The sequence below is a fragment of the Leuconostoc suionicum genome, assembly GCF_001891125.1.
Classification (GTDB): domain Bacteria; phylum Bacillota; class Bacilli; order Lactobacillales; family Lactobacillaceae; genus Leuconostoc; species Leuconostoc suionicum.
Genome location: NZ_CP015247.1, coordinates 615,505 through 632,595 on the forward strand (window position 1 = coordinate 615,505; position 17,091 = coordinate 632,595).

The 17,091-nt window shown below is 38.1% G+C and carries 14 protein-coding genes, 1 tRNA gene, 1 riboswitch and 1 other annotated feature; of the genes, 14 read left to right on the forward strand and 1 reads right to left on the reverse strand.

Annotated elements, in window-relative coordinates; genetic code table 11:
- Positions 1 to 5: 5 nt before the first annotated feature.
- Complete coding sequence (locus A6B45_RS03230) at positions 6 to 1,034, reverse strand: lactonase family protein (protein ID WP_072613318.1); 1,029 nt, start codon at positions 1,032 to 1,034, stop codon at positions 6 to 8.
- A 178-nt stretch (positions 1,035 to 1,212) separates the two neighbouring features.
- On the opposite strand from A6B45_RS03230, the gene A6B45_RS03235 reads away from it, so the two are divergent.
- The 14 genes from A6B45_RS03235 (at position 1,213) to dapB (ending at position 17,012) form a co-directional block, all read left to right on the forward strand.
- Positions 1,213 to 2,367, forward strand: coding sequence for an AI-2E family transporter (locus tag A6B45_RS03235; RefSeq protein ID WP_072613319.1), 1,155 nt, complete (start codon positions 1,213 to 1,215; stop codon positions 2,365 to 2,367).
- Positions 2,364 to 2,876: a tRNA (cytidine(34)-2'-O)-methyltransferase gene (locus A6B45_RS03240; protein WP_072613320.1), complete on the forward strand. Its 513-nt coding sequence runs from the start codon at positions 2,364 to 2,366 to the stop codon at positions 2,874 to 2,876. The genes A6B45_RS03235 and A6B45_RS03240 overlap by 4 nt, the downstream gene beginning before the upstream one ends.
- Positions 2,877 to 2,948: 72 nt before the next feature.
- Positions 2,949 to 3,020, forward strand: a tRNA-Glu gene (locus tag A6B45_RS03245).
- 155 nt (positions 3,021 to 3,175) lie between these two features.
- Positions 3,176 to 5,542, forward strand: coding sequence for an FtsK/SpoIIIE family DNA translocase (locus A6B45_RS03250; protein WP_072613321.1), 2,367 nt, complete (start codon positions 3,176 to 3,178; stop codon positions 5,540 to 5,542).
- A gap of 232 nt (positions 5,543 to 5,774) precedes the next feature.
- Positions 5,775 to 5,992, forward strand: a binding site (T-box leader).
- 77 nt (positions 5,993 to 6,069) lie between these two features.
- Entirely contained in the window at positions 6,070 to 8,037 is a 1,968-nt protein-coding gene (gene thrS / locus A6B45_RS03255; protein WP_072613322.1) for a threonine--tRNA ligase, read from the forward strand.
- A gap of 116 nt (positions 8,038 to 8,153) precedes the next feature.
- Positions 8,154 to 9,527 (forward strand): amino acid permease, encoded by a 1,374-nt coding sequence (locus A6B45_RS03260; protein WP_072613323.1) that lies wholly within the window; start codon positions 8,154 to 8,156, stop codon positions 9,525 to 9,527.
- A 122-nt stretch (positions 9,528 to 9,649) separates the two neighbouring features.
- Entirely contained in the window at positions 9,650 to 10,324 is a 675-nt protein-coding gene (locus A6B45_RS03265; protein WP_072613324.1) for a VTT domain-containing protein, read from the forward strand.
- A 37-nt stretch (positions 10,325 to 10,361) separates the two neighbouring features.
- A complete protein-coding gene (locus A6B45_RS03270; RefSeq protein WP_072613325.1) occupies positions 10,362 to 10,907 on the forward strand; it encodes a transcriptional regulator in 546 nt (181 codons plus the stop codon).
- A gap of 183 nt (positions 10,908 to 11,090) precedes the next feature.
- The gene (locus A6B45_RS03275) at positions 11,091 to 11,933 is read left to right on the forward strand and encodes a fructosamine kinase family protein (RefSeq protein ID WP_072613326.1); all 843 of its coding nucleotides are present in this window, start codon (positions 11,091 to 11,093) and stop codon (positions 11,931 to 11,933) included.
- Positions 11,934 to 12,019: 86 nt separating this feature from the next.
- Positions 12,020 to 12,188: riboswitch (Lysine riboswitch) on the forward strand.
- 83 nt (positions 12,189 to 12,271) lie between these two features.
- Positions 12,272 to 13,564, forward strand: coding sequence for a diaminopimelate decarboxylase (gene lysA, locus A6B45_RS03280; RefSeq protein WP_072613327.1), 1,293 nt, complete (start codon positions 12,272 to 12,274; stop codon positions 13,562 to 13,564).
- A gap of 1 nt (position 13,565) precedes the next feature.
- Positions 13,566 to 14,267 (forward strand): 2,3,4,5-tetrahydropyridine-2,6-dicarboxylate N-acetyltransferase, encoded by a 702-nt coding sequence (gene dapD / locus A6B45_RS03285; RefSeq protein ID WP_072613328.1) that lies wholly within the window; start codon positions 13,566 to 13,568, stop codon positions 14,265 to 14,267.
- Positions 14,267 to 15,421: an N-acetyldiaminopimelate deacetylase gene (locus tag A6B45_RS03290; RefSeq protein ID WP_173674459.1), complete on the forward strand. Its 1,155-nt coding sequence runs from the start codon at positions 14,267 to 14,269 to the stop codon at positions 15,419 to 15,421. The genes dapD and A6B45_RS03290 overlap by 1 nt, the downstream gene beginning before the upstream one ends.
- A gap of 2 nt (positions 15,422 to 15,423) precedes the next feature.
- Entirely contained in the window at positions 15,424 to 16,290 is an 867-nt protein-coding gene (gene dapA / locus A6B45_RS03295) for a 4-hydroxy-tetrahydrodipicolinate synthase (RefSeq protein WP_072613330.1), read from the forward strand.
- A complete protein-coding gene (dapB, locus tag A6B45_RS03300) occupies positions 16,290 to 17,012 on the forward strand; it encodes a 4-hydroxy-tetrahydrodipicolinate reductase (RefSeq protein ID WP_072613331.1) in 723 nt (240 codons plus the stop codon). The genes dapA and dapB overlap by 1 nt, the downstream gene beginning before the upstream one ends.
- Positions 17,013 to 17,091: the final 79 nt, after the last annotated feature.

Below are 17,091 nucleotides of genomic sequence, written 5' to 3' on the forward strand. Positions count from 1 at the left end.
TTTTGTTATTCAAATAATACGCGAACACCTTCTGGAACCGTGAAGTCTTTTTGGAGAAGTGATAATTCACCGGACTCGTCATCACGAGCATACAATGACACGTTGTCGGTATCTTGATTAGCAACTACTAAGAATTGTTCAGATTCGTCCCAATTCATGTCTCTTGGGAACTCTCCTTCAGTACTGATTAATTGAATACGTTCAATTTCAGATCCAAGGTTAGTTGTTTTGAAGACCGCGACTGAGTTATTACCACGATTTGAAACATATATGAAGCGACCGTCTTTACTGATGCGGATTGCAGCAGCTCCGTTATGTGCTGTCCAATCTGATGGTATAGTTGGTGCTGTCTGTACGTGTTCAAAAGAACCATCTTCACTGTTGTACTTCAAAACACTGAGTAAACTTGATAATTCACCGAGGAGGTAAGCATATTGACCATCTGGCGAGAACCGAATGTGACGAGGTCCAAAGCCATCTTCTGCTTTGAAACGAGCAGCTTCCGCTAACTTGCCATTTTCTGATACGTCAAAAGTAATAACTTCATCTGTACCTAAATCAACTGCAACTAAACGGTTGTCAGGCGTTAAATTGCTAAAGTGAATATGTGAAGATCCTTGTTCAGGACGCGGACCTGATCCTTCATTTTGCCAAGTATCGGTTAATGTCAAATTACCATCATCGTTAATTCGGTAAACTTCAACAGTTCCACGGTGATAATAACCTGCATAAACAAATTGACGATCTTCATCAACACCAATATATGCCGGTGCTGACCCTTCACTTAATTGTGCATCAATCTCAGCGAGGGGGCGAACGGAATTATCAAATGTAACAACACCACCTTGACCATCACGGTTCTCAACCGCATAGACTTTGTTGGCTTTTGATATTGCCAAATAAGTTGGATTTGTCAAACCACCAACGAATGTGGAGTTTTGTAATAATTTTTTCTCTGTATCAAGCTCAGCTTCATATATACCTTTTGAAACGCGCTTTGTATACGTACCAAATAGAATTTTATAGACTGCCATTATATAGTAGCTCCTTTGAATGTCTGTTTTAATTATACTTGTATGTAAGCATTTACACAAATATAATTTTTAGCCTTAGTCAATTATCACATCATCGTAAAAATATTGCAAAGTAACAGCCATTCACAATTCTATGGTAAAATAATTACAATTGTATAGCATGAGAAGGGGATTTTTTATGAAAAAACCAGAGCAACAGTCATGGTATAGTCGTTGGTTTTCTGGCAATGACTTGTTAAATGGTCTGATTGTAATTTTATTAGTTTTGCTAATCATTTTTTTGGCTTGGCAAGTACGTTTTTTGTTTGAACCAATTCGTGCATTATTTACAGCCGTCGGTGCACCTATAATGATAAGCGGTGTGCTGTATTATTTGCTAAGTCCGATTGTCGGTCTTCTGGAAAAATACGTGCATTTACCAAGAAACTTATCGATTGGTGTGGTCTTGATTGTCTTATTAGCTATCATTGGAGTAGCCGTTGCTACTATTGTCATGGTATTGCGTAATCAAGTCATTCAATTTATCGATAACTGGCCAGATTACTGGAAAACCAGCGAAGCTTTTATTAATGAGACTTTTGCCAGTGAACAATTTAAATTTATCAGAGATTATTTGAATCATACTAATTCTGATCTTAATCAAAATGTATTAGATTGGAGCAAAAAGTATTTGACGAGCGGGGTTGCAGGTATTAGTTCGTTTGCATCAATCCTTACATCCATCGGTGTGACAATTGTTTCAACGCCGTTTATTCTTTATTATATGCTGTTAGATGGACACAAATTTTCGTCATTTGTTTCTAGTAAGTTTCCAAATAACTCACAACTATCAGTACGTTATTTATTAACAGAAATTAGTAAGCAAATCGCTCAATATATTCGTGGACAACTTGGTGTTGCACTTGCTGTAATGATTATGTTTTCCATAGGGTATACCATTATTGGTTTACCGTACGGCATATTATTAGCGCTGATGGCAGGTTTCTTTAACTTAATCCCGTATGTTGGATCAATTATTGCACAAGTACCAGTTTTCACAGTTGCGTTAATTGCTGGTGGTCCAAAAATGCTAATATTAGCTATTATCGTGCTAGCTTTTGAACAACCAATTGAAGCACACGTTATTTCACCAAAAATTCTCGGGGAAGCGTTATCAATTCACCCTGTTACTGTTATCGTTGTGCTATTGAGCAGCGGACATATTTTTGGCGTATTAGGTGTTGTATTGGCGGTGCCATCATATGCTGTAGCTAAAGTATTTGTTACGCACATCTATGATTGGTGGCGTGCAAACTCAGATTTATTTGAAGTAGAGGAAGTAGCTGAAAAATGACGAATCACATTGTTTTATTTGAACCTTTAATGCCTGCTAATACGGGAAATATTGCTCGTACGACTGCTGGGACAGATGCAGTTTTACATTTAATAGAACCGTTGGGGTTTGAACTTGATGACAAACACGTTAAACGTGCTGGATTAGATTATTGGGATCATGTAAAGTTGGTGAAACACCCAAGCTTACCTGATTTTCTAGACACTTTAACAGAAAAAGACAACTTATACTTGGTTTCTAAATTTGCTAATCAAGACTACACACAGCCTAATTATGCACAAAATGATACTGATAACTACTTCTTGTTTGGGAAAGAAACCACGGGGCTACCAGAAGTATTTATGCGTCAAAATCCGGAGAAGGCTATTCGCATCCCACAAGATGATTCACATGTTCGTTCGTTGAATTTATCGAATACTGTCGCAATTGTACTTTATGAAGCATTGCGTCAGCAATCTTTTTCAAATTTAGAAACAACTCACACATACGAGCAAGACAAACTGAAATAAACAGTTGACAGATATAAATTTCCCTGATAAACTAATATAGTTGTTTCGTAACAACGAACAACTATTGACCATGGCTCGTTGGTCAAGTGGCTAAGACGCTGCCCTTTCACGGCGGAATCGAGAGTTCGATTCTCTCACGAGCTACTAAAAAGCGCAACTCTGGTTGCGCTTTTTTGTGTTTAAAAATTAAATTTTTGAAATAGAGTTAAGCAAAGCTTAAGAATTTGACGTGAACATTTGTTCGAGTTTTAAAAATGATAAAATAAAGTGTTAGAATGAACTGACTAAGAGGTGGAACTTTGGCGACAAGAAAGACTACACAAAGACGGCGTACAACACGTGGTAAAAACAGTAAAAAAAAGAACCCATTAGTTCAAAACCTATGCTTTTTGGGTGGTATTGTCTTAGGTATACTAGGTATATTTAAGCTTGGCATATTAGGGGTATTTATTGCTGACATTTTCCGTTTTTTCTTTGGAAACATGTATCTTGTGATTTTAATACCTATGACATTATTTTTGGGGTACTATTTTATTACTCGAAAAACACCCAAAATAGCAACTCATTTTTGGGTTGGCGCCTTTATGATGTTTATTGCTATTGAGACAATTTCATCATTGTTATTTTTTGAATACACACTAAAAAATGCAGATGGATACGTTGGCGAAGTGGTGCGGTTAATTGGTCAAGATTTTATCAATCAATCAGCAAACACACCAGTTGGCGGTGGTATAATCGGCGCGGCATTGTATCATTTACTGTTTATGTTAATGTCTAGCATTGGCACGTGGATTGTAACAATAATCTTATTATTCAGTGGTATTGCAATCTTTTTCCGTATTCCGGCTCGTGACATTGTTCAGCAAGGCGTTGAAAAGGCTCATGAAGGGGTTACCCATATTCAGGAAAAACGAGCTAGCGAAAAGCCAAACCGACAATCGTTTTTCAAACGTGATCGGCACAAGAAAGACATTACTGATTATGGAGATGATCCATTAGGTGTGGGCCGAGATGATAGCATGTCGACGGATGCTTCTGCTAAAATAGAAAAAGACGTCAATACACCTAGTGTTCAAGAAAATTTCAATGAGCCTGAAATTAAATGGAATGGTCCTATAGCACCCCAACCAACAAAAAAGTTACCCAAAGAACAGGCCGAAAAGACTTCTGTTAGTGATAGCGAAGTTTCTACAAATATGTTGGAAAAAGAAAATCCGGATTACCAGTTACCAACTGCTGACCTATTGACACAATTAGCGCCTACAGACCAAACAAAAGAGTTTAAGAGTTTAACCGACAAATCACGTCTTGTTCATGATACGCTGCAAAGCTTTGGTGTTGAGGCGGAAGTGACCAGTGTTTCTTTAGGCCCTACGGTAACTCAATATGAGTTGAAACCAGGGCAAGGTGTTAAAGTGAATCGAATTGCTAATTTATCGGATGATTTAGCATTGGCACTAGCTGCAAAATCAATACGAATTGAGGCACCAATCCCCGGTAAACCCTATGTTGGTATAGAGGTTCCTAATGACACACAGGCAACTGTTGGATTCCGGGACATGATTGAGAATGCGCCATTTGATGATAATCCGCTTAATGTGCCACTCGGCCGAGATGTAACAGGAAATATTATCATGGCAGACTTATCGGCTATGCCTCATTTGCTTATTGCTGGATCTACTGGATCTGGAAAATCAGTAGGGCTTAACGGTATTATTGTATCTATCCTTTTGCGTGCAAAACCTAATGAAGTTAAATTAATGATGGTTGATCCAAAAGTTGTTGAGTTATCTATTTATAATGGGATCCCACACTTGCTGACACCAGTTGTTTCGGAGCCCCGCAAAGCAGCGAAGTCTTTGCAAAAAGTTGTTGACGAGATGGAAAATCGTTACAAGCTTTTAGCTCAATTTGGAAAACGTAATATTGGTGAATACAATGCGGCGGTTGAAAAGCAGAACGCTGAAGCCAAGGAAACAGATCAACCAATTATGCAACCAATGCCATATATTGTCGCTATTGTAGATGAATTTGCTGACTTAATGAGTACGGTGGGTAATGAAATTGAAGTTTCTATCGCGCGCCTTGGTGCTAAAGCTCGTGCAGCCGGGATTCACATGATTTTGGCCACACAGCGACCTGACGTTAAAGTGATTAACGGTACCATAAAAAGTAATATTCCTGGTAGAATTGCTTTTAGAACAGCCTCTGGAATTGATTCACGTACTATCCTAGACAGTAATGGTGCTGAGAAGCTACTCGGAAAAGGGGATATGATTTTTGCACCGCCCGGTAAGCCGACACAACGTGTTCAAGGTGCATTTATTAGTAATACTGATGTGACTAATATTGTTGAATTTGTTAAATCGCAACAAGAGGTTCAGTATTCCGATGCAATGACTGTTACAGATGAAGAAATTGCTCAAGATAACTCGGAAAATGCTGATGGAAATAGTGATGATGAGTTATTCCAAGAAGCTTTGCAATTTGTTATTGAACAACAAAAAGCCTCAACATCACTGTTACAACGTCGCTTCAGGATTGGTTATAATAGAGCCGCTCGATTAATTGATGATTTGGAAGCGGGCGGTTACATTGGTCCAGCAGACGGATCACGGCCAAGACACGTCAATATTTCAGATGGTAGTTCTGGAATAGAAAGTTAGCATTAGTTTCAAACTAAGTAGTATGATTATATTTTTTGAGTATAATTAAATGATTAAGCAAATAGGAGAATAATAAAAATGGCACTTACAAAAAATCAAATTGCTGCACTACAAAATGTTTTTGATAATGGTATTTTAGATCATGATGCCGAGGCATTAGAAGCGCTAAAGATTGTATTAGCAGATTTAAAAAAATAATTGCAACGCAGCAAAAAAAATGTTATGATGTTTCTCAGAAACATTGATAAGGACAACTCGAATGTCATGCACTTAAAGAGAGCTCATGTTTGGTGAAAATGAGCAGTGCATCCATAAGAGACTACCTTTGAGTGGTGATTTAGTAGTTTTAAATGAAAAGTTGCCCGGGTGATACCGTTATATATCATTTGAGAGAAATAGGAATTTTTCCTGTTTTAAACTTGGGTGGTACCGCGGTAAAACGTCCCTTTAGATCTAATAAGGATCTAAAGGGACGTTTTTGTTTTATTAATGTAAAAGACTAGAATGGAATTTGAAAGGAAAATAGCATGGCAGAAATCAGTCTTACATTCCCAGATGGCGCTATTAAAAACTTTGATGAAGGAATTAAGCCAATTGGGGTTGCCGAAAGTATTTCAAAGTCATTGGCAAAGAAGTCAGTGTCAGGAAAAATAAATGGTTCATATATTGGCATGAACGATGTTATTACTGAAAGTGGTGATTTTCAACTAATCACTACATCAGATAGCGAAGCATTAGATCTACTTCGTCACTCAGCATCTCATTTATTAGCACAAGCGTTAAAGAGAATTCCAAAATTTGCTAACATTCATTTTGGAGTTGGTCCTTTTATTGAAAATGGTTTCTATTATGACACAGATAATGGGGCTGGTAATCAAGTGTCAATCGAAGATTTCCCTGAAATCGAGGCGATGATGCACAAGATCGTGAAGGAAGATCTACCTATTCTTTCTCGTGAAATCACACGTGATGAAGCGTTAGAAATGTTTGCTGATGATCCATATAAAGTTGAGTTAGTCAACGATTTGCCAGCCGATGAAAAGATCACAATTGCTGTTCAAGGAGATCATATTGAGCTTGATAAGGGTGGTCTGGTACCATCAACGGGTTGGATTAAGCATTTTAAGCTTACTTCAGTGGCTGGCGCTTACTGGCGCGGAAATTCAAGCAACCCAATGATGCAACGAGTATATGGAACAGCCTTTTGGAAAGCAGCTGACGTTGAAGCAGAAATTGCTCGTCGTGAAGAAGCTAAGGAACGTGATCATCGTGTCATTGGACGTGATCTTGATTTATTCTTTACTAGCCAGGAGGTTGGTTCAGGATTACCAGTTTGGTTGCCAAATGGTGCAACAATTCGTCGCCAAGTTGAAAGATATATTACAGATAAAGAGCTGTCAAATGGCTACCAGCACGTTTATACACCAGTATTGTCTAATTTGAACTTATATAAGACATCTGGTCACTGGGATCATTATCGTGAAGATATGTTCCCACCAATGGATATGGGAGATGGCGAATTCTTGGAATTGCGTCCAATGAATTGTCCATCACATATCATGGTATTTAATCATAAGCCACGTTCATACCGTGAATTACCAATGCGTATTGCTGAATTGGGAATGATGCATCGTTATGAAAAGTCTGGTGCTTTGACAGGGTTATCACGTGTTCGTGAGATGACGTTGAATGATGGTCATACGTTCGTTGAACCAGAAAAGTTAGAAGAAGAGTTTAAGTCTATCTTGACAATGATGATGGGCGTTTATCGTGACTTCAACATTAAGGATTATCGTTTCCGTTTGTCTTATCGTGATCCCAAAAATACAGAAAAGTATTTTGATGATGATGAAATGTGGGAAAAGTCACAAAAGCAATTGAAAACAGCAATGGATGATCTTGGTCTTGATTATTTCGAGGCTGAAGGTGAAGCTGCCTTTTATGGTCCAAAGTTAGACGTTCAAACAAAGACAGCCTTAGGTAATGAAGAAACATTATCTACGATTCAATTAGACTTTTTGTTGCCAGAACGATTTGACTTGAAATATATTGGTCGTGATGGTCTGGATAATCATCGTCCAGTGATGTTGCATCGTGGTATTGTTGGTACGATGGAACGTTTCACAGCCTACTTAATTGAGATGTACAAGGGTGCATTCCCAACATGGTTGTCTCCTTTACAAGTCCAGATTATTCCTGTTAATTTGGGTGCTCACGGAGATTATGCAAAGACTGTCCAACAAAAATTGCAGGATGCTGGTTTGCGTGCTAATGTTGAAACTAAAGATGCTAAAATGGGATATCTCATACGTGAAGCGCAGACGAATAAGATACCATATACTTTGGTTCTTGGTGATTCAGAAGTGGATACTGATACAGTTACAGTTCGTAAATATGGTGAAGCAAAAACAGTTACAATGTCATTTAATGAGTTCCAAAACTTGATTTTGTCTGATGTTGCCAATTATTCACGTGAATCCGAACCAGCAAAATAAAAATAGCTTGTTAAAAGAAATCATACTATACCATTTGTAGGTATATTTGTACAAAGCAAAGCACCCGGAGACTATCGAAGGGTGCTTTGCAGTAGGAAAGGAAAATTTTTAATATTATGTCCGATTCAAAAGGCGACAGTAATCTCCCAAAACGAGGTTTACAAAATCGACACGTTCAGTTAATAGCCATTGGGGGTACGATTGGTACTGGTCTATTTATGGGAGCTGGTAACTCAATCCATTATGCCGGACCATCCATTCTATTGGTTTATTTAGTTATTGGAATGTTTATGTTTGTTGTAATGCGTGCTATAGGTGAACTACTTTATGCTGATCCGAGTCAACATACATTTATCACATTCATTACTAAGTTTCTGGGCAATCGTGCAGGGTTCTTTGCCCGATGGTCGTACTGGTTAACAGTCGTATTTATGGGAATGGCTGAACTAACCGCTGTCGCAAAGTATATCCAATTTTGGCTGCCAAGCCTCCCAAGTTGGTTAATCCAGATAGTGATGTTAATTTTATTGACATGCGTAAATCTGATTGCCGTAGCTCTTTATGGTGAAACTGAGTTTTGGTTTGCTATGATTAAAATCGTTGCAATTTTAGCTTTGATTGTTACCGGAATTATTATGGCTGTAACAGGATTTAAAACACCGGTAGGAACAGTTGCATTTAGTAATGTTTGGAATCATTTTGAATTTTTCCCTAATGGTGTTGGTAATTTTATTAATGCCTTTCAAATGGTTATGTTTGCCTTTGTCGGTATGGAATTTATCGGAATGACAACAGCAGAAACAGAAAATCCACGTTCAGTATTGCCTAAAGCAATTAATCAAATACCTTGGCGAATTTTATTCTTTTATCTTGGTGCATTGTTTATTATTATGACAATTTATCCATGGCAAAAAATCCCTGCAAATCAAAGCCCATTTGTTATGGTATTTGAACTAGCAGGTGTTAAGTGGGCCGCTGCATTAATTAATTTTGTTGTATTGACGAGTGCTGCATCAGCCTTGAATTCAGTTTTGTTTAGTGCAAGTCGTAATTTTTACGCACTATCATTTCAGTCAAAGGCTAAATTTTTACAACCATTTAGAAAAATATCTAAAACTCAATTACCAATCAATGCTGTATTGTTAACATCAGTGATGGTTGCTTTCTCTGCATTGATTTCAGTTATACCTTCAATTACAAACGCATTCAGTTTTGTAACAAGTGCTTCAACTGATTTATTTTTAATGATTTATGTGTTGATTTTGATGGCATATATGAAATATCGTAAATCAGATAGTTACATGCCTGATGGGTTTCTTGTCATAGCTCCTAAAACATTAGTGCCATTGGCAATTCTGTTTTTCAGTTTTGTATTTGTTACGCTCTTCTTTAATCCAGAATCTCGTCTACCAGCAATTGGTGCTACTATTTGGATGGTCGTGTTTGGCTATATTTCAATGAGACAACCAAAACAGGCGTTAAATAAGTAAGTTACTGTAATTTTTCTGGTTAGAAGGCAGTTAGAATCGCAATAGATATGAAAAGTTATATTTTAATATGACAGGCTTACATGTGTGGTAAAATATTACTATTCGTACTTTAGGGGAATTTTATGTCATTTCTAATTGATTTTATTTTGCACATTGATGTCCATATTGGTAATCTTGTGCAGGCGTTCGGTTTATGGACGTATTTGATTTTATTTGCGGTAATTTTCATTGAAACCGGTAGTGTGATTATGCCGTTTCTACCTGGAGATTCACTGTTGTTTGCTGCAGGAGCTGTTGCTGCTACGCCTGCTGGGCTAAATGCCGGACTTAATCATTGGGTATTTATGATTGTATTCTTCTTAGCAGCTGTTATTGGTGACTCAGTCAATTTTTGGATTGGTCGTACAGGTGGTTATAAAATTTTGCATCACCGTTTCTTTGGCCGTTTCATTAAAGAACAACATATCAAAGAAGCTGAGGCTTTCTTTGAAAAGCGTGGTGCTGCGGCAATAATCATTGGGCGATATATGCCAATTGTCCGCACATTTGTACCGTTTGTGGCTGGCATCAGCCAATTTTCATACAAGCATTTCTTACGTAATAGTTTGATTGCTGCGTTCTCTTGGAGCTTAATTGCAACCGGTGCTGGTTATATGTTCGGAAATATTCCATTTGTTAAAGCACATTTTTCTGTAATTATTTTGGGTATTGCGTTGGTAACATTAATGCCAACGATCATTGGTGTCGTTCGTTCAGCGATGATTGCAAAAAAACAGAAAAAAATGATGTCGAAATAACCGCCATTCATGGCGGTTTTTCTGTATAATTATAACTATGAATAACTTAAAAAAACTACAAGAATTAACTAAAATTTCAACATTAGAGATTGCTGAAGCACTAGATGTTGAAGTTGAAACTGTTGAAGCATGGCAAAACGAAGAAAAAGTACCTAGTGTGAGTGATTTTGAGGCATTAAGTGGTATCTTCTCTTCTCAATTGGATGCTCAAGGAATCGACTCTCAATCCAGTAAGCATCCAATCCACATTCGTTTATCTGTGGATTATCTATTGAATCTAGGAATAACACTTTCAGATTGGATTACTTTAAAGTGGGCCTTTGAAGGGCAGTGGAACAATGATCAGTTAGCCGTCGGATTTTTTTCTAATAATCAATTGGTGCGTGTTGTTAAAAGTGAAAACGAATTTTCGGATGCTTTTGCAGGCTATCTTATTTTACAAACTGAAGGTGAGTTTGAACCATATATTGATGAATTTGATAATGATAAGGAATACGATTGGCGGTTATTACGTTTGAGCGATGAAAAATTTGTGGATGTAACTAACGATTTAATTGCGTCCGATTTGCCGGTCATCAGCTAATGATAGAGAAGTACACAAAGTAGTGACGTTTGTATAATATTATGATACACTACAATTAAATGGTAATACTTGCGAGACAATTGAATAAATTTGTCGATAATAAGGGTATTATTTTGTCAAAAACACAGTTTTCGTAATGAAAATTGTGTTTTTTTGTTCCGATAATAAATTTTGGAGGCTAATATGGACTTAGGTAACGATTTTGTTACTCGTTTGGGACTTGAAAAACCACACGACTTAGAAAAGGTACGTGGTGGCGACATTAACGAGGCGTTTTCAATCTATTCGAACAAACAGCGCTATTTTTTAAAGATTCAACAAAATGCTCAAGCAAGTTTCTTTGATCATGAGGTTGCTGGTTTAAAGGCTTTGGGGGAGGTGGTGACGGTGCCTGCCATTTTAGCACAGGGACAGTTACAAGGACACGCCTACTTAATATTGTCGTGGATTAATCAAGGAAATGGGTCACAACAAGAATTAGCAAAGTCTCTGGTTAAAATTCACCAAGTTACAGCACCAAAGTTTGGATTTGATAGTGATAATTTAGTAGATTTTGTGCCTAAAAATAATACTTGGCAATCTTCTTGGGCTGAATTTTTTGTGAAACAACGCTTGGATCCGCTAATGGCACAAGCGAAAAAAAATAATTTTTGGCTGACCCAACGTGGTGATCACTATAATAATTTACGAGAAACGATATTAAATGATAATCACGCGCAAACAGTTCAACCATCATTATTGCATGGTGATTTTTGGGCAGGAAACTTTATGTTTAACGATCAAGGTAAACCTGTATTTATTGATCCTAACGTGTTCTATGGTGATCGAGAATATGATTTGGCGATTTCAAGAGTGTTTGCCGGCTTTAGCCCGTCATTTTATGATCAATATATGCAAGAATGGCCATTGGACGTTGGCTGGCAAAAACGTGAAAGATGGTATGAGTTCTATTACATACTGATGCACTTTACACGCTTTGGCGATATTTATGCACCGCGAATGAACAAATTATTAACGTCTTTTTAAAAACACATGATTGCTAGCAAAGAATTAGACGGAAACACCTTGACATTCATTAGTGATTCAGTCATAATAGTGACAGAATAAAAATTATTTCACATAGAGGTCGCGATTGACAATACACTTACCGGAGTTGCTGTAGCAATTGATGGTAAGCTTAGGGGATATCGCCGAAATCAAGGTTGTCTACAAATAACCTTGATTGGGCTAATAGTTAAGAGCTATTAGACTGTCGCAGAGATGCGGTGAGCTATGGAAACTGTCAAAAATGCTAACAATGCCCTTTGATAAGTCCGTTTTGCGAACCTATCAAAGGGTTTTTTTGTGTAATTTAAGGGGAAATGATGACGTATCCAACAAATGAAAAGCAACATCTGACGGTTGATGGTGTTGATACAATCGAACTGGCAAAGACATATGGCACGCCGTTAGCAGTTTATGATGTAACACTTATTCGTAAGACAATGAGGGCGTTCAAGCGCATCTTTGAACAAGAAAACGTCCCATATGTAGTAAGTTATGCTGGCAAAGCTTTTGCTACTAAAGCAATATATCAAGTGGCAGCTCAAGAAAATATTCACGCTGATGTCGTGTCTGGTGGGGAATTATACACAGCAATTAAAGCTGATTTTCCAACTCAGCATCTTAGTTTTAATGGTAATAATAAGAGTTATGATGAACTCGTGATGGCCGTTGAAAATGGTGTGGGAACAATTATTGTTGATAATTTTCTTGAGTTACAACTACTGTCAGAAATTACGGCGGAAAAAAATGTTATTCAAGATATTTTACTACGTATTTCACCAGGAATTTCAGCTCATACTCATGAATTTATTAGTACTGGTCAACAAGATAGTAAATTCGGCTTTGATTTACAAACGGGCCAAGCGAAACAGGCCTATGATATTGCAATAAAAGATAACCATCTTCATTTGCGTGGCTTACATGCGCATATTGGATCTCAAATATTTGATGTGACTGGATTTGAGAAAAATGCAGCACTATTAGCAGACACTGCTTACTCATGGGGATGGCAACCAGAAGTCATTAATACTGGCGGTGGATTTGGTATTCGTTATACCGATGAGGATCAACCTTTGCCAGAAAGCGATTTTGCTGATGCTATTATCCGTGTTTTGAAAGAAAAGGCTACACAGTACAATTGGGCAATGCCAGAAATATGGATTGAACCTGGTCGTTCGATTGTCGGGCCAGCCGGACAAACCCTATATACAGTTGGATCGCGTAAGGATATTCCAGGGATTAGAAATTACTTGGCTGTAGATGGTGGTATGGGAGATAACATTCGTCCAGCACTTTATCAGGCAAATTACGAAGCGGTTTTAGCCAATCAACCAAATGCTAAAAGTGAAGAGATTGTGCGAATTGCTGGTAAATATTGTGAGTCTGGTGATGTATTGGTTTGGCAGGAAGAATTGCCGGCGACAAAGCCGGGTGATATTTTATCTGTACTTGCAACAGGCGCGTACGGTTACGCAATGGCTTCAAATTATAACCGAAATCCACGACCGGCCGTTGTCTTCGTGGAAAATGGTCAACATCAAGTCGTTGTTGAACGTGAAACTTTTGAACATATGATCAGTTTAGATCAGGATTATACTCTAGGAGATAAATAACATGGCTGAAAACGAAGCACAAAAATTAATTAACTTCATTGCAAATGCAAAAAAAATTACCCCAGTAAAGGTTACATATAAAGGTACATTGGCAACTAACGTTCCAGATACTGTGCAACAATTTGGAAATGAGTCATTTGGACAATTAATTGGCGACTGGTCTGAAATTGAATCGTTAATTAAGAACCTACCATCAGAGGATGTGTTTATTGAAAATGATTCACGTAATTCAGCCGTTCCTTTACTTGATAAAAAAGAAGTTAATGCTCGAATTGAACCAGGCGCCATTATTCGCGATCAAGTTGAAATTGGTGACAATGCTGTGATTATGTTGGGCGCAGTGATTAATATCGGTGCAGAGATTGGTGCTAACACAATGATTGATATGGGTGCCGTACTTGGTGGTCGTGCCATCGTTGGTGAAAATTCTCATATTGGTGCTGGCGCGGTATTAGCTGGTGTGATTGAGCCAGCATCTGCTCAACCTGTTCGCATTGGTAATAACGTTCTAGTTGGCGCCAATGCCGTTGTTATTGAAGGCGTACAGGTCGGTGATGGCGCAGTAGTTGCGGCTGGAGCAATCGTCACAAAGGATGTACCAGCGAATACAGTAGTTGCGGGTGTTCCTGCAAAAGTCATTAAGGAGATTGATTCGAAGACGCAACAAAAGACTGCGTTAATTGACGCATTGAGAGGCTTATGATGCCAGTTAGTGAAGAAGATTTAAAAACCTATCGGCGTGATTTACATAAAATTCCAGAACTTGCTTTAGCGGAATTTAAAACTCATCGTTATTTGCTAGAAAAAATTCAATCTTGGCAAACTAATTTTATGACAATACGTCAAGTAGAAAAATTACCTACTGCATTGCTCGTGAAATTTTCTGGGACTGACCCAATTCGGACGATAGGATATCGTGCTGATATTGATGCGCTGCCAGTGACAGAAGATACTGGCTTGCCATTTGAATCAACACATAAAGGTGTTATGCATGCATGTGGTCATGATGTTCACATGTCCTTAGCTTTGGGATTGGTTCAGTATTTTAGCGAGCATCAACCTAAAGACAATTTAATTATCTTTTTCCAACCAGCTGAAGAGTCAAAAAGTGGTGGCAAATTAGCTGTTGATTTGGGAATCTTTGAAGGTGACTGGCATCCTGATGAATTTTACGGTATTCATGATCAGCCTAATTTACCTGCTGGAACATTGAGTACATTAGCGGGCACCTTATTTGCCGGAACAGCCGAGCTCGAAATTGACATCTATGGGCAAGGTGGTCATGCGGCTTATCCCCACTTAGGTAAGGATCCAATTGTCATTTCGGCTGAATTAATTATGTTGTTACAAACTGTTGTATCGCGTGACGTTGATCCAATAGAAGGTGGTGTAGTGAGTCTTGGAATGATTAGCGGCGGCTTTACAAATAATGTTATTCCAGACACGGTACATCTTGCCGGAACAGTTCGTAGCATGACTAAAGATGGATTGGATAAAATGACAACACGAATTCGACAAATAGTTGAAGGTGTGGCGTTGGCAAATGATGTCAAGATTAATGTTCGCCTTGAAACAGGAAGTTATTTGCCTGTTGAAAACAATCCCAAATTAGCTAACAATTTACTGAGTTTCATGGAACAGCGTCAAGACATTGCTTTTGAAGAAGCAAAACCTGCGATGACAGGTGAGGATTTTGGTTACATATTGCAACATATTCCTGGTGTCATGCTTTGGCTGGGTGTTAATGACAATCATTCACTGCACAGTGCCAAGTTAAACATCGATGAAGCAGCTTTGTTGCCAGGATTTAATGCTTTGAAAGATTTTATTGAGTGGCGAATGTCACAAGGAGAATAATCATGTACGAAGGAATTAATTTAATTACGGCGATTATTACGCCATTTACAGTAAACGATGAGATTGATTATGAGTCATTAGAGAAATTAATTGAACACCTGTTAAATCATGGTTCGCAAGGATTTGTGATTGCAGGAACAACGGGTGAATCTCCAACGTTGTCTTTTGAAGAAAAAGTTGAGTTGACGAAGTTTATCGCAAAACAGGTTGGTAACCGTGCACTTTTAATTGCTAATGCAGGTTCCAATAATACAAAGGAATCCGTAGAAGCAGCCAAAGCTTTAAGTAAAATCGAGCATATTAACGGCATCTTAGCGGTAACACCGTATTATAATAAGCCAAGTCAAGCTGGTATGATTGCGCATTTCAAAGCTATTGCTGATGCTTCCGAAAAGCCTGTTATGTTATATAATATTCCTGGACGTACGGTGGTTGGTCTGACGGTTGATAGTGTGATTGAATTAGCTCAACATCCTAATATTAATGCAATTAAGGAAACAACATCAACTGAATTTGTTGAAGCAGAGGTAGAAGGGACCACTGGATTTGCAGTCTATACTGGTGAAGATGCAATGACTCTTTCGGCCTACACTGTCGGCGGTGCTGGAACAATTTCGGTAGCTTCACATCTTTATGGTGACGAAATGTCTGAATTGTTTACTGCTATGAATGCAGATAACTGGCGTGAAGCTGCGCGCTTGCAACGTTACCTAACGCCACGAATGAATGCTCTATTTGCCTATCCTTCCCCAACTCCAGTTAAAACAAAATTGGCTGAAAAAGGATTCGTACGTGAAGCTGTACGTCTGCCCCTTATTCCTTTAAGTGATGCAGAAAAATTACATTTGAATGAATTATTGGAGAAATAATGACAAAAATAATTTTAGCTGGTGGTTTTGGTAAATTAGGCCAAGCTATTCAAGATAACTTGAGTGAAGAATATGAAATTGTTGGTATTGTGAGTGGTCATCAACATGAGAGTAAGGTACCTGTGTGGACCTCCTTATCAGATATTAATGTGACAGCAGATATTTGGCTGGATGTCAGTACCCCAGCAACTGTATTTGACAATGCAATGTACGCAATCGAGCATAACATGCCACTAGTGATTGGTGCGACTGGTCTGTCTGATGAACAAGTAGCAACACTGCGTGAACAGTCATCAAAAGGCGTTTTAATTGTACCAAACTTTAGTTTATCAGCTGTTTTGTTAATGCAATTTTCACAGTTAGCGGCCAAATATTTTCCTGATGCAGAAATTATTGAAGCGCACAATCCTAAAAAGATAGATGCACCATCTGGAACGGCTAAGCAAACAGCAAAATTGATTGCAAAAGCTCGTATTGAGGAACCTACATCAACAAAATTAGCGCCAGCTCGCGGTGAACAAATTGATCGTGTGCCAGTCCATGCTGTACGGTTGCCTGGCTATATCGCACAGCAAAGTGTTTATTTTGGTGGTGTGGATGAGCAATTAACGCTGACCCAAAGTACAACAAGTCGATCAGCCTTCGTACCAGGTGTAATTCGCGCTATAGAAGCTGTGAAAAATATAGACGGTGTGGTCATCGGGCTAGATCAAATTATTTAATTTAAAAATTGTGATGTTAATGTTAGTATTAGCATCATTTTTTATTTTAAAATACATGTGAATAGCAATATTTATCGTA